At 63.7% G+C, this 19,907-nt stretch carries 16 protein-coding genes; 7 read left to right on the top strand and 9 right to left on the bottom strand.

The features are described from left to right. The coding region (locus tag VGH41_RS11800) for a hypothetical protein (protein ID WP_331597609.1) at nt 1-363 on the bottom strand (363 nt) is incomplete at its 3' end. A gap of 291 nt (nt 364-654) precedes the next feature. Then, on the bottom strand, nt 655-1,500 hold the full coding sequence (locus tag VGH41_RS11795; protein ID WP_331597608.1) for an aldo/keto reductase: 846 nt from the start codon (nt 1,498-1,500) through the stop codon (nt 655-657). A gap of 137 nt (nt 1,501-1,637) precedes the next feature. Here VGH41_RS11795 and VGH41_RS11790 point away from each other — a divergent pair, with 137 nt between their 5' ends. Beyond that, a complete protein-coding gene (locus tag VGH41_RS11790; RefSeq protein WP_331597606.1) occupies nt 1,638-2,384 on the top strand; it encodes a GntR family transcriptional regulator in 747 nt (248 codons plus the stop codon). A gap of 44 nt (nt 2,385-2,428) precedes the next feature. On the opposite strand, the gene VGH41_RS11785 is transcribed toward VGH41_RS11790, so the two are convergent. Then, nucleotides 2,429-3,826: a CoA transferase gene (locus VGH41_RS11785; RefSeq protein ID WP_331597605.1), complete on the bottom strand. Its 1,398-nt coding sequence runs from the start codon at nt 3,824-3,826 to the stop codon at nt 2,429-2,431. Nucleotides 3,827-3,982: 156 nt separating this feature from the next. On the opposite strand from VGH41_RS11785, the gene VGH41_RS11780 reads away from it, so the two are divergent. Further along, nucleotides 3,983-5,212 carry a citrate synthase family protein gene (locus VGH41_RS11780; RefSeq protein WP_331597604.1) on the top strand — a complete coding sequence of 410 codons (1,230 nt, stop codon included), beginning with the start codon at nt 3,983-3,985 and terminating at the stop codon, nt 5,210-5,212. 19 nt (nt 5,213-5,231) lie between these two features. Here VGH41_RS11780 and VGH41_RS11775 read toward each other — a convergent pair whose 3' ends face one another. Next, nucleotides 5,232-5,552, bottom strand: coding sequence for a DUF2917 domain-containing protein (locus VGH41_RS11775; RefSeq protein WP_331597603.1), 321 nt, complete (start codon nt 5,550-5,552; stop codon nt 5,232-5,234). A 159-nt stretch (nt 5,553-5,711) separates the two neighbouring features. Between VGH41_RS11775 and VGH41_RS11770 the strand changes: the two genes are divergently transcribed. From VGH41_RS11770 to VGH41_RS11760, 3 genes are all read left to right on the top strand, one after another. Next, entirely contained in the window at nt 5,712-7,127 is a 1,416-nt protein-coding gene (locus tag VGH41_RS11770; protein ID WP_331597602.1) for a PLP-dependent aminotransferase family protein, read from the top strand. 105 nt (nt 7,128-7,232) lie between these two features. Then, entirely contained in the window at nt 7,233-8,693 is a 1,461-nt protein-coding gene (gene mdtD / locus VGH41_RS11765; RefSeq protein WP_331597601.1) for a multidrug transporter subunit MdtD, read from the top strand. Nucleotides 8,694-8,885: 192 nt separating this feature from the next. Next, complete coding sequence (locus VGH41_RS11760; protein WP_331597610.1) at nt 8,886-10,160, top strand: EAL domain-containing protein; 1,275 nt, start codon at nt 8,886-8,888, stop codon at nt 10,158-10,160. On the opposite strand, the gene VGH41_RS11755 is transcribed toward VGH41_RS11760, so the two are convergent. Then, nucleotides 10,116-11,105, bottom strand: coding sequence for a sigma-70 family RNA polymerase sigma factor (locus tag VGH41_RS11755; RefSeq protein ID WP_331597600.1), 990 nt, complete (start codon nt 11,103-11,105; stop codon nt 10,116-10,118). The genes VGH41_RS11760 and VGH41_RS11755 overlap by 45 nt on opposite strands. A 299-nt stretch (nt 11,106-11,404) precedes the next feature. On the opposite strand from VGH41_RS11755, the gene clpP reads away from it, so the two are divergent. Then, complete coding sequence (gene clpP / locus VGH41_RS11750) at nt 11,405-12,052, top strand: ATP-dependent Clp endopeptidase proteolytic subunit ClpP (protein WP_331597599.1); 648 nt, start codon at nt 11,405-11,407, stop codon at nt 12,050-12,052. An 80-nt stretch (nt 12,053-12,132) separates the two neighbouring features. Here the strand turns inward: clpP and VGH41_RS11745 are convergent, their stop codons facing one another. Further along, nucleotides 12,133-13,653 (bottom strand): purine-cytosine permease family protein, encoded by a 1,521-nt coding sequence (locus VGH41_RS11745; RefSeq protein ID WP_331597598.1) that lies wholly within the window; start codon nt 13,651-13,653, stop codon nt 12,133-12,135. Between the two features lie 303 nt (nt 13,654-13,956). On the opposite strand from VGH41_RS11745, the gene VGH41_RS11740 reads away from it, so the two are divergent. Then, nucleotides 13,957-15,441 (top strand): NYN domain-containing protein, encoded by a 1,485-nt coding sequence (locus tag VGH41_RS11740; protein ID WP_331597597.1) that lies wholly within the window; start codon nt 13,957-13,959, stop codon nt 15,439-15,441. Nucleotides 15,442-15,499: 58 nt separating this feature from the next. On the opposite strand, the gene VGH41_RS11735 is transcribed toward VGH41_RS11740, so the two are convergent. The 3 genes from VGH41_RS11735 to xseA all read right to left on the bottom strand — a co-directional run bounded on the left by VGH41_RS11735 (nt 15,500) and on the right by xseA (nt 19,347). Then, nucleotides 15,500-16,618, bottom strand: a complete 1,119-nt coding sequence (locus VGH41_RS11735; protein WP_331597596.1) for a porin — start codon at nt 16,616-16,618, stop codon at nt 15,500-15,502. A gap of 561 nt (nt 16,619-17,179) precedes the next feature. Continuing rightward, nucleotides 17,180-17,758 (bottom strand): superoxide dismutase [Fe], encoded by a 579-nt coding sequence (gene sodB / locus VGH41_RS11730; protein ID WP_331597595.1) that lies wholly within the window; start codon nt 17,756-17,758, stop codon nt 17,180-17,182. A gap of 209 nt (nt 17,759-17,967) precedes the next feature. After that, on the bottom strand, nt 17,968-19,347 hold the full coding sequence (xseA, locus tag VGH41_RS11725; protein ID WP_331597594.1) for an exodeoxyribonuclease VII large subunit: 1,380 nt from the start codon (nt 19,345-19,347) through the stop codon (nt 17,968-17,970). Nucleotides 19,348-19,907: the final 560 nt, after the last annotated feature.

Here is a 19,907-nt window from a genome sequence, read left to right as displayed (position 1 = left end):
GGTAGTGGCGGTGGTGGCGGTGGTGGCGGTGGCGGTGGTGGCGGTGGTGGCGGTGGTGGCGGTGGTGGCGGTGGCGGTGGTGGCGGTGGTGGCGGTGGTGGCGGTGGTGGCGGTGGTGGCGGTGGCGGTGGTGGCGGTGGCAGTGGCAGTGGCAGTGGCGGCTGTGGTTGCGGCAGCGGCCCAAGCGGCGGCCCAAGTGGCGGCGCGGGCGGCAAAGGCGGCGGCTTCGGTGGTGGTTTTGGCGGTGGCTTCGGTGGCGGCTTTGGCGGCGGCTTTGGCGGTGGCCACGGAGGCAAGGGTGGCGGCGGCAGTGGCGGCGGCAGCGGCGGCAGCGGTGGCGGAGGCAGCGGACACTAGATCCATGGGAACGGCGCCCCCGAGCCGTTCCCACCTTCGCAGCGCGGCCTAGCGGCCCGGCAGACGCCTCCCGGTCGATGCTGGCGGTGACGTTCCGATCCCCCGGTCGGGCGTCACCGCCGCAGCCGGGATCGCCAAGCAAAGCGGGATCGGTTCGCTGACACAAGGCGCGGGACGCAGTCCGTGCCAGGCGGCGCCAGACAGGATCCGCACAGCAACGACGCCTTGATATCGGCTATCTACGTTCGCTATGCGGGCACCCCAACACGCAACGAAATGTCCCCCGCGGTGCCGCGTTCATAGCATTTCGAGGGACCGCTTGCTGCGCGGCGGCTTGAAGTACGTGTCGATGGCCGCGCATTCATCGGCGCTGAGCTTCAGTTCGAGCGCGCGAAAGTTATCGTGTACATGCTCGACGCGTCCCGCTTTCGGAATGGCGAACACGCCCGGCTGCTGTAGCACCCAGGCCAGCGCCACCTGAAATACCGACAGGCCGCGCGCAGCAGCGATGTCATCGAGCGGCGAGCGCTTCGGCAAACGCGCGTGATCCACGGGGCTGTACGCCATGGCCGGCATCTTGTGTTCCGCGAGCCACGGCAGCAGATCGAACTCGGGACCGCGCCGCGCCACGTTGTAGAGAATCTGATTGGTCACGCAGGCCTCACCGCCCGGCACCGACATGAGTTCGTCCATGTCATCGGTGTCAAAATTGCTGACACCCCAGTGGCGAATCTTGCCGGCCCGGCGCAGGGCCTCGAAGCCTTCGACCGTCTCCGCCAACGGCACCGAACCGCGCCAGTGCAGCAGATACAGATCGAGGTGCTCCGTCTTCAGACGCTTCAGACTCTGCTCGCAGGCAGCCTGCACGGCGCGCCGGCCCGCATTATGCGGATAGACCTTGCTGACCAGAAACACCCGTTCGCGCAGTCCGGCCAGCGCCTCGCCGAGCAGCGTTTCAGTGGCGCCTTCGCCGTACATTTCGGCCGTGTCGATCAGCGTCATCCCAAGTTCGATGCCCGCGCGCAGCGCGGCAATTTCCGCCGCGCGGCGCGACGGCTGCTCGCCCATCTCCCATGTGCCCTGCCCCAGCTTCGGAATGCGCTCGCCATCAGGCAAGCTCACGCTAGCGATATCGTTTGTCATGCTTTCTCCCTCGGTTGCCGGTTGCAGCGCCAGTTTATCCGCTGGACAAAGGTTAAATCGGCCACCCGTGAAAAGCCCGCTATAACGCAACGCGCCAATGTCATAGAATTGCCGCTTGCCCTTCTTGCGTCTCTCCCATGAACTCTGCCTCGGAAGACCGTTGGCGCGATCTGCGTCCGGACCCGGAAAACGATACGCCGCTTTATCTGCAGCTCGCTCGCAAGCTCGGCAACGCGATTCACGAAAACCGCTGGAATGCCGGCGAAGCACTGCCTTCGGAACGCGTGCTGTCGGACGCGCTCGGCGTCTCGCGAATCACCGCACGCAAAGCCATCGCGCTGCTCGTCGAACAAGGTCTGATCCGGCGCACCCAGGGCGCGGGCAGCTTCATCACGCCACGCTATGAAGATCCGCTGTCGCGCCTGTCGAGCTTTAGCGAAATGCTGCGGCGGCGCGGCTTCAGCCCAAGCTCGCAATGGATCTCGCGCGAGATCATGCCCGCCAATCGCGACGAAGTGATCCAGCTGGGATTGTCACCGGCGGCGGCAGTGACGCGCCTGCGGCGCTTGCGTCTGGCGGACGGCATCGTGATGGCGGTCGAAAACTCGACCTTCCCGGCAGCGGTGATTCCCGATCCGCAGGCAATCGGCGATTCGCTCTACAGCTACCTCGAACACCGTGGACTCGGAATCGTGCGCGCGCTACAGCATTTTCGCGCTGTCAACGCGAACGAAGAGATCGCGCAGCAGATGAGCATTGCGCCGAACGAGGCATTGCTGCTGATCACGCGTGTCGGTTATACGGCCGACCAGCGCGCGATCGAACTGACCGATACGTATTGCCGTAACGACTACTACGATTTCGTCGCGGAACTACGCAAGTAGGCAAAGCGGGCGCGCGTCACGTGCGCCCTGCCCGGCTCCGAACCTCAGCCGTTTTCCCAGCGCGCCTCATCCGTGCCGATCGGCACGGGCGGGCGGCCATAAAACGCTGGCGTCTCCAACAAACGCTCGGCGGCCGACGTCCCCCGCACGCGTCCGAACGGGGAATCGACGGTCTCCAGACAGTCCTGCACAGCGTCGATGCCGACGTCGGGCGCGCGCCAGCCGTCTTCGATCTGTCCCATCGACTGCAGCCAGCGCCCGGTCTGCGCCAGCGACAGGCGCACGTGCCAACTGCCGCCTTCGGTCGCGCGACGGGCCAGCGCGACCATCGCACCGAATGCCGCCAGGTAGCCGGTCGCGTGGTCGAGCGCCTGACACGGCAGATGCTTCGGCTCGTCGCTCCGCGCGGCCCGGCTCTCGGTCCACGCAATGCCGCTTGCAGACTGCACGAGGCTGTCGAAACCACGCCGCTGCGCCCATGGCCCTGCGTGCCCGTACGCCGACACCGAGACGCACACGATGCCCGGTCGGAGTTCCGCCAGCGCCTCTGGTGCAAAGCCCCGCGTGGCGAGTGCGCCAGGGCGATACGCTTGCAAGAACACGTCAGCGTCCTGCACCAGCGAGCGCAACTGCTCACGCCCCCTCTCGTCGCGCAGATCGAGCGTGGCCGAGCGCTTGCCGCGGCCAGTGTCGATCACGAGTGGCGCGATGTTCGGCAAATGCGGACCGTTGATCAGCAACACCTGCGCGCCGTGCTGCGCGAGCGTGCGCCCCGCCACCGGCCCGGCAATGATGCGCGACAGATCGAGCACACGCGTCCCCGCCAGCGGCCGGTCGGCGCCGCCGCGTCCGGCCGGTTCAGGCGGCGCATCGCCAATACGCGTAATTTCGAACAGCGGCAGATTCGCAATGGCCTTCGCCTGATCGAGCGCCGCCCATTCGCGCGGCGAGCGGATCAGCGCGGCACATAGACCGGCTTCGGCGAGCGTCTGATCGAGCGAAGCGCCGTCCCAGCCGCGAATCGCCTCGGCCACTGCCGCGCGATCGTTCGCGCAGCCCAGCACCTTCAGCACGCCGGCCAGATGATGCGGGAAGTTGGTGTGCAACTGAATCCAGCGGTCATCGCGCGTGGCGTAGAAACCCATCACCGGATCGCGCAAGGCGGGCGGCGGCCCGTCGTTGACGCGCAGATAGCGTTCGCTGCGAAACGCCGCCAGCGCGCGCCGCATGTCGACCTCGACGCGCTGACGGCAACCGGTGCGCAGGCGCAAGCATTCGGCGGCGGCAAGGCCGACCGCCCCAAGGGTGGCCGTGGCGAGCGTGCCGACCCGGTAGACGGACGGCAAGCCGGGGTCGCTGCCGATGAGCGAGACGGCGTCGAGCGCGGCGGCATCGCAACCCGCGGCGGTCCAGAGGTGATCGAGGGCGAGGAGAGGCGTCATGACGATCGAAGTAGTGGGAGTGGCGGGTTGACCGGAGTTGAGGATCTGGTGGGTCGAGTCTAGAATTCCCTTCTATCGCAATCAATCTTGATTAATATAATCAATATATATTGATTTCTTCGGTTCTCGCCTGCGCTTATATCCACTTCGCCCTTCATGCCCACTCATCTGACCGCCCCCGAAGCCGCCGCCCTACTCGGTATCAGCGTGCCGACGCTCTACGCGTACGTGAGCCGCGGCATGCTGCACTCGTCGCCGGACGCGCACGGCAAACACCGGCTCTATGACGCGGGCGAGGTGCGGCGTCTCGCGCGCCGCAAGGAAGATGGCAAGCGCGCCGGCAAGGTCGCGCAAAAGGTGCTGGACTGGGGCGTGCCCGTGCTGGAGTCCTCCATCACGCTGATCGCCGACGGCCGGCTGCTATATCGCGGCCACGATGCCGTGGAACTGGCACGAAGCGCGTCACTGGAGGAAGTCGCGGCGCTCCTGTGGGAGTGCAGTCCACGGCGGATTGCCGACGCACCGCCCGCGCCGATCGGCGCGGCGCAGTGGGCCGCGTGGCTGAAGTTGTGGGGCGACAGTGCGCCGCTCGAGCGGGCTTCGGTGCTGCTGGCGGCGGCCGCGGCACAAATGCCGCGCGTCTGGGCGCAAGGCCGCGATGCGCAACTCGACACGGCCTGCGTGGTGATGCGCCTGCTGGCCGCCGCCATGATTTCCACGGGCGCGTCGAACGAGCCACTGCATCGGCAGCTCGCGGCGGCGTGGAGCATCCGCAACCGGCAGCAGATTGGCGTGCTGCGTGCCGCGCTGGTCGCCTGCGCCGACCATGAACTGAATGCGTCGACCTTCACGGTCCGCTGCATTACGTCGACGGGAACCCATCTGTTCGGCGCAGTGACAGGCGGCCTCGCCGCGCTAGCGGGACCGCGACACGGCGGCGAAACGGTGCGCGTCGCCGCGCTGCTCGACGAAGCATCGCGCGCAGCCGATCTCGACCGCTTTCTCGCAACCCGGCTGGCGCATCACGATCACGGCTCGTATGGCGCGGTGCTGTCCGGCTTCGGGCATCCGCTTTATCCGCAAGGCGACCCGCGCGCCCGCCTGCTGCTGGAGTTGCTGACGGAGTCGGCGCCGGCCCGCTCGCCCATCACGCAGGTGCACGCGCTGGCTCGCGCGGTGCGCGATACGACGGGGGCGCAACCGACTCTCGATTTTGCGCTCGCCGCCATTGAACGCGTGCTCGGGCTGCCGCCCGGCGCCGGCTTTACGCTATTTGCGGTGGGTCGCGTGACAGGCTGGATCGCCCACGCCATGGAGCAGGTCGCGGACGGCCGGCTGATCCGGCCGCGTGCGCGCTACATCGGAGAATACGACGCCGGGCACTGAAGCCAACGCGACCGCCTGTTCAGGCCGTCTGCAACCAGCGCGGCACCCAGCTCCACAGGGATTTGCGCGCCGCCCGCGTGGCCGGCCGTGCCTGCGCAGCATTCGAACCGCTGGCGAACGCCAGCGCCATGCGCGCGCCGCCCTGCCCTGCGCTGACCCGCGCCACCGCGCCACGGCTCAGCTCGAATGTGTCGCCCGAGGACAACCAGTAGTCCTCCGCGTCACCTTCGACGGTCAGCCAGATCTGGCCGGCCATCACTTTCAGAACGAGCGGCTGCGCAACGCGCCAGGCGGCCGCCGACTCGCCGTATTCGAGTTCAAAAGTACGGATTTCACGCATCGCCATGCTCCTTGAACGGCTTCTTGGTGATTCGATTATTGCCGTGCCATGATAGAAACCCCATGCACACTTCCAGACAGTTTGGTCGGAACTGTGCAGCTGAAAAACCTGACAGTTGCCCGGGAAGTGGCTGGCCCAGCTCCCGCTGCGAGAGTCCTCATGAAACTCGATATCGAACTTGACCGCGAAAACGGCGTGCCGCTGACCGAACAGATCGTCACCGGCGTCACGGCGTGGATCCGTTCGCGCGCTGCCCATCCGGGCGCGAAATTGCCGTCGATCCGCCAGTTCGCCGCCGATTACGGCGTGAGCCGCTTCCCGGTGATCGAGGCGTACGACCGGCTGGTCTCGCTGGGTTACCTCGATTCCCGTCATGGCTCGGGCTTTTATGTCGCCGAACGGCAGCGCAACGCAAGCGGCAGCCAGGGCACGTCGGACCCACGCCGCGCGGAAGAAGAAGCCGTGCACATCCTGCAGCAGTTCAATCATCCGGGTGAGACGCTGAAGCTCGGCAGCGGCTTCATCCCCGAGGCGTGGCGCGATATGGAGAGCATCGGCCAGGCGATTCGTCACGTGTCGCGCGTGGATAGCGCGAGCCTGATCGATTACGCGACGCAACTCGGCAATCCCACGCTGCGCGAGCATCTGCAAGGCCGCATCGGACAACTGGGGATCGGCGTGGATGCATCGCAAATCCTGATCACCAACGGCGCAAGCCAGGCGCTCGATCTGCTGATGCGCTACATGCTGAAAGCGGGCGACACCATGTTCGTCGAGGATCCCGGCTACTACAACCTGTACGGCCTGCTGAAGCTGCACGGCGTGAAACTGGTAGGCATTCCGCGCACCCGCACCGGTCCCGATCTCGAGGTGCTACAGGCGCAGTTGCGGCACCATCGGCCGAAGCTTCTGTTCATCAACACCGTGTTCCACAATCCGACGGGTACCACGGTCGCGCCGCAAGTCGCATTCCGCCTGCTGCAGCTGGCGCGCGAACACGGCTTCTCGATCATCGAAGACGATATCTATGCGGACTTTCAGGCCGAGCTCACCGACCGCCTCGCCACGCTCGATCAACTCGAACACGTGATCTACATAGGCGGCCTGTCGAAGACCCTGTCGTCGTCGCTGCGCATCGGTTACGTGGTGGCGCATCACGCCATCATCAAAGACCTTGCCGACATCAAGATGCTGACGAGCATCGGCGGCTCGCGCTTTGCGGAAGCGGTGGCCGTTGCGCTGCTCGAACGCGGCACCTATCGCAAGTATCTGGAGCGGCTGCGGCGGCGCATGCGCGACGCGCTCGGCGCGACCGTGCAGGCACTCGAAGCGAGCGGCTGGGAAGTGTTCGAGGCACCGCTCGGCGGCAAATTCGTATGGGCGCGCGTGCCGCATATTTCGGACTCCACGCGGCTTGTCGAATGCGGCGAACCGCTCGGCGTCACGGTGGCGCCGGGCAGCTATTTCCGGCCGAACACGGACATGAGCCCGTGGATTCGCATCAATGCGGCCTACGCGAACGATCCGCGCGCCCTGCGCTTCTTCGCTGCGGCGGCGCGCCTCGCGGCTTGCTGAGGCGAATCGACCGCGCGACGCACCGCAAACTTCACTGCGACGTCACGCGGATTTCCCTAGAATGTAGCCTCCCCAGCCCGTCCGGTGCGTGAGCAGCCGTCCTCCATGTCCAGTCCGCCGAGCGCCGAATCCAGCCCCGCTACCTCCACCACGCAACCCAGCGCGCGCTCACTCACGGTGATGCTGTGGATCGTTGCCACCGGCTTTTTCATGCAGACGCTCGACTCGACCATCGTCAACACGGCGCTGCCGGCAATGGCGGGCAGCCTCGGCGAATTGCCGCTGCGCATGCAGTCGGTAGTGATTGCGTACTCGCTGACGATGGCGGTGATGATTCCGGTCTCCGGCTGGCTCGCGGACAAGCTCGGCACGCGTAAGGTGTTCATGAGCGCGATCCTCGTGTTCACGATCGGTTCGCTGCTGTGTGCCAATGCGCAATCGCTCGATCAGCTGGTGCTGTGGCGCGTCGTGCAAGGCGTGGGCGGCGCGATGCTGCTGCCGGTCGGACGCCTCGCCGTGTTGCGGACGTTTCCCGCCGAACGCTATCTGCCGGCGTTGGCGTTCGTCGCCATTCCTGGGTTGATCGGGCCGTTGATCGGTCCGACACTCGGCGGCTGGCTGGTGAAGATTGCCTCGTGGCACTGGATCTTTCTGATCAATGTGCCGGTGGGAGTCATCGGCTGCATCGCAACGTTTATCTTCATGCAGGACAGCCGCAATCCGGACACCGCGCGGTTCGACCTCAAAGGTTATCTGCTGCTGGTGGTCGGCATGGTGGCGATTTCGTTCGCGCTCGACGGCCGCACGGAACTCGGCATCCAGCACGCCGCCGTGCTCGTACTGCTGATCCTGAGCCTCGCCTGCTTTGTCGCGTACGGTCTGCATGCGGTACGCGAACCGCATCCGCTGTTTCCGCTGGATCTGTTCAAGATCAACACGTTCAGCGTCGGGCTGCTCGGCAATCTGTTCGCCCGCATCGGCAGCGGCGCGATGCCGTATCTGATTCCGCTGCTGTTGCAAGTGAGCCTCGGCTACAGCGCGTTCGAAGCCGGCCTGATGATGCTGCCGGTTGCCGCGGCCGGCATGACATCCAAGCGGCTTGCGACGAGGCTGATCACCCGGTATGGCTATCGGCGCGTGCTTGTGACCAACACGGTGCTGGTCGGACTCGCGATGGCGAGCTTTGCCTTGATGAGCGTGAACCAGCCGCTGTGGCTGCGGCTCGTGCAATTGGCGTTCTTCGGCGGTGTGAATTCAATGCAGTTCACCGCGATGAACACGCTCACGCTGAAGGACCTCGGCACCGGCGGCGCGAGCAGCGGCAACAGCCTGTTTTCGCTGGTGCAAATGCTGTCGATGAGTCTCGGCGTCACGGTCGCGGGCGCCTTGCTCGCCACCTTCACCGGCCTGATCCACAAGGTGACGCAAGCCAATTCGCTGCCCGCGTTCCACGCGACGTTCCTGTGCGTCGGCGTGATTACCGCGTGCTCGTCCTGGATCTTCGCGCAACTGTCCGCGGACATCCGCCGCTCGGCGCAGAAAACCGATCCTTCCGAGCGGACCTGAACGCCGAATCAGGGCGTCCTGCGCACCACGCGAGTGCGCCGCATGAGCGCGGCGCACCGCACCGCGCACAATCCGCGTTTCCCGCCGTGCTAACTGCGTTTTCAGGCCCGCGCATGGTTCTTGCTGATCAATCCTGTAAACTTGTGCTTGATGCGTGCCAGCTACGCCGCCTTCCACCCCACGACTGACATGATGAGCATAATCGAACTCGATCCCCCCGGCTTCCAGCCGCCGCGTCCGATGGCGGGCGACGAAGGCTCCCGGCGTACCGTCCTGTACGGCGGCTACACGGTGTTCAGCGTGTTCCAGCCGGTGTTCTCCGTGTCGCACCGGCGCGCGATCGGTTATCACGCGTCGCTGCGCGCCCGCGATGAACACGCCCAGCAGGTGCCCTCGCACGAGGTGTTCACCCAGGCCGCACGGCGCGGCGACCTGCTCGAACTCGGGCGGCTGGCGGAATCGCTGCATCTGGGCAATTTCAATGCGTTCGATAGCCACGACGAGTGGCTGTTCCTGAGCCTGCATCCCGCCGCGCTGATGGACACGAGCTACGGCGACGCGCTGCTGGCCGGTCTGAAGGCGCTTGGCCTGCCGCCGCAACGCGTGGTGCTCGAAGTGTCGGAGCAGGCCGGCGGCGAAACCACGCGCTTCGCGGAGATTGTCGACTCGCTGCGCAAATCGGGCTTCCTGATCGCGCTGGATGGCTTTGGCGCGAAGCATTCGAATATCGACCGCGTGTGGAATCTGCGGCCGGACATCGTCACGCTCGACCGCTGCATTCTGGCGCAGGCCAGCGAGCATTCGCATATCGAACGGGTGTTGCCGGGCCTCGTGTCGCTGCTGCACGAGTCGGGGCAACTGGTGCTGATGGGCGGCCTCTCGACCGAGCGCGACGCGCTGATCGCGCTCGAATGTAACGTGGACTTCGTACAAGGCGCGTATTTCGCCGGGCCGAGCGTCGAGCCGGTGAAGCCGCAAGCGGCGGCCGGCTTGATGGACGACCTGTCCGCGGCGCTGCGCGAACGGGTCGCCGCGCGCGAGCGTGCGCAAGCCGTGCGTCTGGAGCCGTATGTGCAGGCGCTCGAAACCGCCAGTGCCCAGCTGATGGCCGGTGAATCGGTCGCCCAGGCGACCGCGCCGCTGCTGACGCTGGGTGAAACGGCGCGCTGTTTCTTGCTGGATGGCTCGGGCCGGCAGATCGGCGACAACGTCTTGCCGCCGGGACGCGCCTCGCAACGCGCGAAGCGCTTCCGGCCGCTGTTGCATTCGGAAGGTGCAAGCTGGGAGCGCCGGCCGTATTTCATCGGCGCGCTGCGGATGCCGGGCCGGGTGCATCTGACGCCGCCGTATCTGTCGATCAACGAAGCGCACCTGTGCGTAACCGCGTCGATCGCCGCACAAACGCCGCACGGCATGCAGGTGCTATGCGTCGACATCAACTGGGAAGTTGCCGCACACCGCAACTAAAGTGCCGGGCGCCGCGTAGGCGCCTGTTGCGTTGCGTTGCAGCTTCCTGAGCAGACGCCTGACCGCCGCGAGGCTGAAAGCGCGATTCGCGGTGTGCAGATACGCCGCGCACGTGACGATCCGCAACGCCGCGATCTTGCCGGAGTCGTCGCTCGAGACATCGAGCAGCGCGGTGATTTCGCCTCCCCTCAGCAACGCAATGCTCGAGGCGCCGTCAATCGACACCGCTTCGGCTTGCTCAGCCTGCACGCTGAGCGAAGTCACCGTCTCGACCCACTCGAGGGACGCCGACACCGGGTCGGCCACACGGACAGGCGCGTCGCTGACCACCTCCGGCGCGTCGCTAAAGAGACGCAGCAGGCCCGCCCTATCCTGCGTTTCCAACGCCTCACGCAGCCGTTCCACGAGTAGCCCATGGGTCGAAGCATCCGGCCGCTGCAAAGGTGCGCCAGCGCGCTGCAAACGCGTTTTGGCACGATGCACGATCTGACGGCACGCCGCCGGTGTCTTCGCGAGGATCTTCGCAATCTCCGCGTAGTCGCAATCAAACGCTTCATGCAACACGAAGGCGGCGCGCTCGTCGGGTTTTAAGCGCTCCATCAACAGCATCAGACCGTACGACATCTGCGCCGAACGCAACGCCAGTTCTTCCGCGGATGGCACCGTGTCGTCCAGCCAGGGCTCCGGCAACCATCCTGCGGCCCGCGACGCGCGTTCCAGTTGCAAATGCCGCAGTCTGTCGATGGCCAGACGCGCCGTGACCGTGGTGAGCCACGCGACCGGCGTGCGTATCTCGCCGGCCTCCGCGAGATGCCATTTCAGCCAGACGTCCTGCACCACGTCTTCCGCTTCCGCGCGGCTGCCGAGCATCCGGTAAGCGAGCGCAAGGAGCCTTGCGCGCGCGGCTTCGAAGCCGGATGCCTTGTCGTTTGCTGATTCCTTCATTCGTGAAGCTCCTGAATCATGGCGTCGTGGAGAACGCCGCGTAGGTCATGCAAGCTGATGCAGCAAGCGCAAACCGGCAGAACGACTTGCCCCATCCATAGCGCCCTGGCGCGCGCCGCTGCAAATTCCATCCTCGTTTGCTGCCATGTGGCTTGACGGGCAAGCCGTCTCCGATGTGACAGGCCAGCGCAAATATTTTTCTGTCACGCCTGCGGGCGGCGTTTCGTCATGTGGACAGTCGCTCGCGCCGCTTGAATGGCGCGGGTTCAACCCACCGTCTCACCTGCGACGAGGCATGCATGCATTCCAGCTATCCAGCTTTTACCGGACTCGGTCTGGTACCGACCGTCATCGAACAATCCGGACGCGGCGAGCGCGCCTACGACATCTATTCACGGCTGCTGCGCGAGCGCATCGTGTTTCTGGTCGGCCCGGTGAACGAGCAGTCCGCGAGCCTGATCGTCGCGCAGCTGCTGTTCCTCGAATCCGAGAATCCCGACAAGGATATTTCTTTTTATATTAACTCGCCGGGGGGCTCGGTCTACGACGGCCTCGCGATCTTCGACACCATGCAGTTCATCAAGCCGGAAGTGTCGACGCTATGCACCGGTTTTGCCGCGAGCATGGGCACCTTTCTGCTGACCGCGGGACAGCGCGGCAAGCGTTATGCATTGCCGAACGCGCGCATCATGATCCATCAGCCGTCCGGCGGCAGTCAGGGCACCGCGGCCGACATCGAGATTCAGGCGAAGGAAGTGCTGTATCAGCGCGAACGTCTGAACGCGCTCATGGCCGAACGCACGGGGCGCACGTTCGAACAGATCGGCAAGGACACGGACCGCGACAACTTCATGTCGGCCGCCGATGCGAAAACCTACGGGCTGATCGACGATGTGCTGGTGACCCGCGACGCGCTCGGCGTGGAGGCACCTCGTAATAACCTGTGAAGGCTGTTGCAGGTTACTGTGCAGTGCGCGCCCTGGTTGTCGTCGTGGTGTTGCCAACCCGCCAGGGCACGCGCGCCGGATCATTTTTCGCTGTGCACGCGCTGGGCGATGGCGACGAAATCACCCTCCTTCATGTTGCGAATCAGTTTCTCTTCGGCGTGCAGATCCAGTGAACGGCTCAGCAGCCAGTACACCCCGCCCGACACGATCAGTCCTACCAGCCACGCAATATCCACGCCGCCGAGCAGATGGGCGAAATAGCCCACGAACACCTCTTTCTGCGCTTGTGCGTCGTACACGAAGAAGAACGGAATCATCGCCCCGAAACCTACGACGTAAGCGGCGATGCCGCGCATCTGCCACGCGCCGTAGATGCCCCTCGGCGTGAAGAAGTGCGGAATCGCGTAGCGGCCTTTGCGCACGAAGAAGTAATCAACCAGGTTGACGGCCGTCCACGGTACGAGGAAATACAGCATCAGCACGAGAAAGGTGTTGAGCATCGCGATGCCGTTGCCCTTGATCGCCAGCACGCAAAACAGCACGACCGCGCTGATCGCCACGATCGACGCAATGCGTGCGCCGCGTGTCGGCGTGATCTTGCGAACGGAATCGACACCGGTGAGCAGCGTCAGCATCGCGCTATAGGTGTTGAGCGCGATGATCGGCAGGAAGCCCGCCACCGATACCATCACGAGCACATGCCCGAAGCCCGGCAACATCGACGCGCCGACCTGATTCAACGCAACCAGCGCGTCCTCGGCCTTCAGTTGCTGCGCAAGCCATGCGCCGAGGCCGATCATCCACGTGCCGGACAGCGACGCACCGAGGAAGATCGCGGTAATCAGCTTGCGGCGGCTCGTGTGCTTCGGCAGATAGCGCGAATAGTCCGACACGTACGGCGCGTACGAAATGTTGTAGCTGGCGCCGATGGCGAACTGCGTGGCGAATGCGATCCAGCTGAAGCCCGAATGCGTGACGTCCGCCGCCGCGGGCGTGACCTGCGCTGGGTGCCCCGCGCCGAACATCAGTGCGAGCGTGACCAGTGCATAGAGCGGCAGGGTCGCGATTAACGCCCACTTGAACGCCTTGTGCATCAGATCGTGTCCGTAGATGGACAATAACGCGCCGGCCAGAATCGCGACGGCGGCGCTGAGCGTCGCGTCGATTCCGAAGACATGCTTGAGGCCATCCACGATCAGCGAAACATTGACGACGTTAAAGCCGACGAACACGAACAACGTAGCGAACAACGCCAGGATCACGCCACGATAGCCGAACTGCGCGCGTGACTGGATCATCTGCGGCAAGCCCATCTCCGGGCCTTGCGAACCGTGAAAGGCCATGAAGATCGTGCCGAACATGATGCCCAGCGCGCCCGCCAGAGTCGTCCATCCGGCCGACAAACCCATGCCCGGACCGACAAAGCCGATCGAAATGGTGAAGAAGTGGAAATTGCCGAGGAACCAGAACGGGCCCTGACTGCCGAGACGCGCGTGACGCTCGCTCTCGGGGATATAGTCGATCGAATGGCTCTCGACTGCGATGCCGGCGCCGCCATTCATGTCGTTGCCGGCCAGCTTGACCGCTTCGGGTTGATTCATGGTGAAACTGTCTCCTGCCTGTCTGCTTAACGCCTGCGTGATGTCTATTTGTGCCCTGCCCATCCCGCCGGCCCGAACTATCCGTTCTCATGCATATCGTCAGATCCTGCGCATCCGTCGATGGAGACAGTTGTAAGCGGCCAAAAGTCAGAAATGAATAGCGAAATGCGGACGTTTACATCGATCTAGTACGATGTATCCTGAAAAGCCCGTGCAGCGGAACACAAAGCTGTTAACCCCGCGCAGGAATCGCTATCATGGTCGCGACCGTCGAGTTCGACGATTGCCTCATTGGAGAATTACATGGCGTCAGCCAACGAAACGATCAGCATGGCGCTGTTCTGCGACTTCGAAAACGTCGCCCTCGGCGTGCGCGATGCGAAGTACGAAAAGTTCGACATCAAGCTCGTACTGGAGCGTTTGCTGCTTAAAGGCAGCATCGTCGTGAAGAAAGCGTACTGCGATTGGGAGCGCTACAAAAGCTTCAAAGGCACGATGCACGAAGCGAACTTCGAACTGATCGAAATTCCGCACGTGCGCCAGTCGGGCAAAAATTCGGCGGACATTCGCCTTGTGGTCGATGCGCTCGACCTCTGCTATACGAAATCGCACGTCAATACGTTCGTGATCATCAGCGGCGACTCCGACTTTTCGCCGCTGGTGTCGAAGCTGCGCGAAAACGCGAAGCAGGTAATCGGCGTCGGTGTGCAACAGTCCACTTCGGATCTGCTGATCGCCAATTGCGACGAATTCATTTTCTACGACGACCTCGTGCGCGAGAGTCAGCGCACCGTGGTCAAACGCGAAACCGCACGTCCGGCACAGCAGCCCGCAGCGAAGCGCGCGCCCAGCGCCAATGAAGAAAAACGCCCAAAGGAAGATCTGGAAACGCGCCGCACCAAGGCCGTGGAAATCGCCGTACAGACTTTCGATGCGCTCGCTTCCGAGCGTGGCGACAGCGGCAAGATCTGGGCGTCGGTGCTGAAGAACGCCATCAAGCGCCGCAAGCCCGATTTCAACGAAACGTATTACGGCTTTCGCGCGTTCGGCAATCTGCTCGAAGAGGCGCAAGCGCGTGGCTTGCTCGAATTCGGACGAGACGAGAAGTCCGGTGCGTATGTATATCGCAGCGCAACGGCCTCAGTGAGCGAGCAGCGAGAAGCGACGCATGAGTCTCGTCATGAGGCTCATCAAGAAGCACCGCGAGAAGCGCCGCAGGAAGCCGCACCTTCGGAAGCCGCGGTGACGGCCGAATCCGCCAGCAAGCAGCACGACTCGCGACGCCGCGGACGCGGCAATCGCAAAGGTGCGCGCGAGGCGGCGGAGCCGCCACGCACCCCCGAATCTTCCGACAGCGACGCACAGCCACGCTGGACCTCGGCGTTTGCCAGCAGCGAACCAGAAGATGAACGCGATCACGAAGCACCCGTGATCGAAGCGCAACCGTCGATCTTTGAAATCGAAGAGGCAGTTGAAGAAACTGCCGGACAAGCGGTCGTGCCGCAAGCAGCGGCAATCGACTCCGAGGCATCCGAAGGCAGCCAGGAAACGCGCCGCAAGGGACGTGGCAGCCGTAAGACAACAGCCAGGAAAGCGGCCCGCAAAACTGCGGCCACGCCAGCTGAAGCCGCAACCGAAGCCGACGCTGAAGCTGCCCACGCAGCACCTGTGCAGGAGGCACCGGCGCAGGCTACACCCGAGGAACCGGTGGCCCGCAAGACCGCGCGTAAATCCACCACGCGCGCGCGTCGCCCGCGTAAGGCAGCGGCGACTTCAGACGCGGAATAAGTGCAGCGCGCCATTCAGGCGGCCCCTATTGCGGGGCCGCCGTCTATCAGGGCAGCGCTCAGAAGCGGTGCGTCATGCCCACCGTGCCCAGTATCTGCTTGGTGCCGGGCTCGGCCACCGTCACGCCCGGCCAACTGACCGTCGAGGTGCCGTTGTTTTTGATGTAGCCCGCGCGCACATAGAGGCTCGTACGCTTGGACAACTGGTGGTCGGCACCAATCTCGAAGCCTGGGGCGTTGTCGTGCGCGCCGCGCACGTTGCGCTGCAGAGCGGCAAGCTCGATCGTGTCCGCAGCCGTCGCCTGGATCGTCGCGCCCAGCTCGGCAATGCTCAGCGAGTGCCCCGTTCCAAGCACGGCGGCAAGCGAGTGCGCCGACGGATCTTTCGCGCGCTGATACGAATAGTTGAACTGGAAGTTGACGATCCCCACGCGATAAGCCAATACGCCGATAAAGTGTTCGGTGCCGAGCAGGCTCAACGCGGTCGGCAGCCCCTGGATGGTCTCCTGCCCCGGATGCTGGTTCACATACGCGAGCCCCGCGTACAAACCATAACCCGTATAGCTTGCGCCGACGTTCAGCATATTGCCGGTGGTAGCCGGGATCGGCTGCGACACCGTCGACGCGAACGCATACATGCCGTAAAGCTGGACGCCGCCCATATTCGGCGACTGATACAGGATCGAATTGCTGGCGCGGCCGGAGTCATACTGCGTTGAAAGGGTCTTGCGATCGACCGCGAGCACATTCGCTGAAAACGGCGACAAAACCTCATTCGCGCGAAACGGCTCGGCCGGGTACACCACGCGGAAGCTCGGCTCATATTGACGGCCCAGCGTCAGAGAGCCGTACGTGTCATGCGTCAGACCGACCCACGCCTGGCGATAGAACAGTGCGGACGTGTCGGCAAACAAGGTGCCGTTGTTGACGTTGAAGCCGGTCTCGAGGTCGAACTGCGCAGTCAGACCGCCGCCCAGGTTCTCGTTGCCCTTCATGCCGAACTGTGAGCCGGTCGCGCCACCGCTTCGCTCGGAAAACGAATGGTGCCCGCCGTTGTCGAGGTATTGGCCAAATACATCCACGACACCATATAACGTCACACTCGAGTCGGCTGCCACCGCAACGCCGGCGGCGAGAGCCAGTGTGGCTCCGCAAATACCCTGACTGATCAAGCGCATACCTGTCTCCTCTTTCTGATGACCGCTTGCCGCGGACTTGATTGCCTTGCTGCTGCGGTACGAAGCGACCGCTGTCTCCTGTGCGCCACCCTTGTGCGGCGTGCGTGATCTCGCTGATCGTGCTGATCGTGGATATGGCGCCCGGCGCATCTGGCATTCCAAAGGCGCTGGTTAGCCCTATAAATAGAATGAGCGTGCTAATTTGAAGCCAACCGGCACCATAAAGCCATTGCATTATTCTCATGAGGAGATTGCAGGCAGCGCATGTCAAGATGGGCCGCTAGCAAGGGGGCCAAGCGCCTCGAAAGCGTGTGCAAATCAGGGCAATTGAAGGGGTATGCGGCCGAATCAGCCGGTACGGAGAACGGGTGTCGCGCGTCGAAGAACGCCGAAAGCAGTAGATGACACTCTGGCGCACCACCGCCTGGCGCCACGCCTCACAAACAAAACGCCACGCTGAAAAACAGAAAGCCCTCGCATTGCGCAGAGGGCTTTCTTTATTACTACGGGTCCTGCTTTTATTGCGGCTTCACACCAAGTGATTGAGAGCCGCAGCCAAGCTTACGCGAAATTCTTCGCAGCGAAATCCCAGTTCACGATGTTCCAGTACGCTTCAACGAACTTCGGACGTGCATTGCGATAGTCGATGTAATAAGCGTGTTCCCACACGTCGATGGTCAGCAGCGCCTTCGCGTCCGTGGTGAGCGGCGTAGCCGCATTGCTGGTCGACACGAGGTCGAGCGAGCCGTCTGCCTTCTTCACGAGCCATGCCCAGCCCGAGCCGAACGTGCCGACTGCCGTCTTGGCGAACTCTTCCTTGAACTTGTCATAGGAACCCCACTTGGCGTTGATAGCGTCGCCCAGTGCGCCCTTTGGTGCGCCGCCACCTTGCGGCGACAGGCTGTTCCAGAAGAACGTGTGATTCCACACTTGAGCAGCATTGTTGAAGATGCCGCCCGATGCCTTCTTGACGATCTCTTCAAGCGACAGGTTCTCGAACTCCGTGCCCTTGATCAGATTGTTCAGGTTAGTCACATAGGTCTGGTGATGCTTGCCATAGTGATACTCGAGCGTCTCTTCCGACATGTTCGGAGCGAGCGCATTTTTCGCGAACGGCAGCGGCGGGAGCGTATGTTCCATGGTGCTTTCCTTCTATCTGTTTGTGGGGGAGTCAGTCTGCGGATAACGCTGTAGAGCACTCGATTGTAGGCGACTTGGAATAACCCCGCAAACCAACGGACTTTATGTCCGGCGCCCGCGAACATGCCGTGTAAATGACGTAATTAGTGCTCCCGCCACGCCCTTGTCACGGTCAAAAGTACGCTAGATAAATGCCCATTTCGCAGCTTTCAAAAACCATCGGCGAGACGCGCCTGCACATCTGCAAGCGTGATGTCGGCGGTACCCTCAGCAAGATGCACCGTGAGGCGACGTCCGGGCCTGAGCGTCGACGGCGCGCGCACCGCGCGGCCGTTTTGCGCATCCAGCAAGGCCGCGTAACCGCGTTCGAGTGTGCGTTGCGGACTCAGTACTTCAAGACGCGCAGCAAGCGTCGTGACGCGCGCGGTCTGACGTTCGTGTTGCCGCAACAGCGCGCTGTCCAGACGTTGTGCGAGCGCATTCAACGCATTGCGATGCGCCGCGAGATCCGGACGCCAGCGCTGCCAGCGCATCTGCAGCAGCGAAAACCGCGCTCGTGCATCGCGCACCGGACGTGCGCCCGCTGACGCAAGACGCACGCTCAGTTGCTGCAAGTGCGTACGCTGCCGCGCGAGTCTTTCGGAAGGCGACACCAGCCGGCGCGCCAGCCAGTCGAGCTGTTGCGCGCGCCGCTCCATCATGCGGCCAAAGCCGCGTGCAAGCGTCGCGTGACGGTGATCCAGATCGCGCAGCAACAGCGCGCGTTGCGGACTGACGAGTTCGGCGGCGGCGGTGGGCGTCGGCGCGCGCACGTCGGCGGCGAAATCGGCGATCGTGAAATCGGTTTCGTGACCCACCCCGCTCACCACCGGCATCGCGCTCTCGGCGATCGCACGCGCCAGCACTTCTTCGTTGAAGGCCCACAAATCTTCGATCGAACCGCCGCCCCGGCATACGATCAGCACATCCACTTCGCGTCTTGCGTTGGCCGTCTCGACCATTGCCGCCAGCTTCGCACTGACACCCACGCCCTGCACGGGCGCCGGATACACGATCACCGGAATATGCGGCGCGCGGCGCTGCAACGTGGTCAACACATCTCGCAAAGCAGCAGCCTGCAGCGACGTAACAATGCCAATCGCGCGCGGATGCGCTGGCAGCGGACGTTTGCGTTCAGCGGCGAAGAGCCCTTGCGCTTCGAGCTGCGCCTTGAGTTTCAGGAACGCTTCGTAAAGCCGCCCTTGACCGGTACGACGCACCGCCTCGACATTCAACTGCAGCTCGCCGCGTGGCTCATACATCGTGACGAGCGCGCGCACTTCGATGCGGTCGCCTTCGCGCGGCGTGAACTCGGCATATTGCGCGCGACCGCGGAACATCACGCAGCGCATTTGCGCTTGCGCGTCCTTGATCGAGAAATACCAGTGGCCGCTCGCAGCGCGCGTGAAATTCGACACTTCCCCGGCCACCCAGACGAGCGGAAAGGAGCGTTCGAGCATCGTGCCAATGGCGCGATTGAGCGCCGATACCGGCACGACGACATCGCCGCCGACGGCGCCCGACGACGAGAAAGGACTTTCGGAATTCATGCGAGGAATAGGGATGACAGGCCGGACAGACGATAGACCGAGCGGCCATCCGCGTCCAGCGCGTTGTACGAATTGTTAAAAGTGTCCACATGGCGGGAGCGGCTGAAAGGATGCTGTCGGGATGCGCTCAAAGCCCAGCAATCTCGAGACAACCCGTTGATTTATATGGCATTAATATCTCACTAACAGGGGTGCTGACCGACCACAACCGCGCGCCATGGCCTTTCCAGCCACTTCGGTGGGGGGTTCTCCACAAAGTTATCCACAGGTTGCTGGATCCCCGCACCGGCTCCGGTTGCGGCGAGCGCGTTCGGAAGTGCAACCGCTGCGACTTGCCGCGGACGGCGCTCGCGCGCTAGAGTGCCGGCTTTAAAGGGCGTTATCAGCGTCCGCTGGCGCGCGCCTTCGAGCCTGTTTCGCGGGTCATTCGAAGCCGCGCGGCACTCAGCGGTCCCGCGTCTTTTCGTCGCCGCATACTGCTGGTGCGGCGTCCGTCCTGTGCTATCGCCGTTCGCCTCACCTGGAGAAACGCATTGATTCTTGCATCGCAGCGCGTCATG

The sequence above is a fragment of the Paraburkholderia sp. genome (assembly GCF_036488795.1).
Taxonomy (GTDB): domain Bacteria; phylum Pseudomonadota; class Gammaproteobacteria; order Burkholderiales; family Burkholderiaceae; genus Paraburkholderia.
This window is presented reverse-complemented; position numbering and strand designations above follow the sequence as displayed.

Coding starts and splice junctions, on each gene's coding strand:
- mdtD (WP_331597601.1), top strand. CDS start 7,233: ATGTCCAGTCCGCCGAGCGCCGAATCCAGCCCCGCTACCTCCACCACG.
- VGH41_RS11795 (WP_331597608.1), bottom strand. CDS start 1,500: ATGACAAACGATATCGCTAGCGTGAGCTTGCCTGATGGCGAGCGCATT.
- VGH41_RS11760 (WP_331597610.1), top strand. CDS start 8,886: ATGAGCATAATCGAACTCGATCCCCCCGGCTTCCAGCCGCCGCGTCCG.
- VGH41_RS11745 (WP_331597598.1), bottom strand. CDS start 13,653: ATGAATCAACCCGAAGCGGTCAAGCTGGCCGGCAACGACATGAATGGC.
- VGH41_RS11785 (WP_331597605.1), bottom strand. CDS start 3,826: ATGACGCCTCTCCTCGCCCTCGATCACCTCTGGACCGCCGCGGGTTGC.
- VGH41_RS11775 (WP_331597603.1), bottom strand. CDS start 5,552: ATGCGTGAAATCCGTACTTTTGAACTCGAATACGGCGAGTCGGCGGCC.
- VGH41_RS11790 (WP_331597606.1), top strand. CDS start 1,638: ATGAACTCTGCCTCGGAAGACCGTTGGCGCGATCTGCGTCCGGACCCG.
- VGH41_RS11735 (WP_331597596.1), bottom strand. CDS start 16,618: ATGCGCTTGATCAGTCAGGGTATTTGCGGAGCCACACTGGCTCTCGCC.
- VGH41_RS11740 (WP_331597597.1), top strand. CDS start 13,957: ATGGCGTCAGCCAACGAAACGATCAGCATGGCGCTGTTCTGCGACTTC.
- VGH41_RS11755 (WP_331597600.1), bottom strand. CDS start 11,105: ATGAAGGAATCAGCAAACGACAAGGCATCCGGCTTCGAAGCCGCGCGC.
- clpP (WP_331597599.1), top strand. CDS start 11,405: ATGCATTCCAGCTATCCAGCTTTTACCGGACTCGGTCTGGTACCGACC.
- xseA (WP_331597594.1), bottom strand. CDS start 19,347: ATGAATTCCGAAAGTCCTTTCTCGTCGTCGGGCGCCGTCGGCGGCGAT.
- sodB (WP_331597595.1), bottom strand. CDS start 17,758: ATGGAACATACGCTCCCGCCGCTGCCGTTCGCGAAAAATGCGCTCGCT.
- VGH41_RS11780 (WP_331597604.1), top strand. CDS start 3,983: ATGCCCACTCATCTGACCGCCCCCGAAGCCGCCGCCCTACTCGGTATC.
- VGH41_RS11770 (WP_331597602.1), top strand. CDS start 5,712: ATGAAACTCGATATCGAACTTGACCGCGAAAACGGCGTGCCGCTGACC.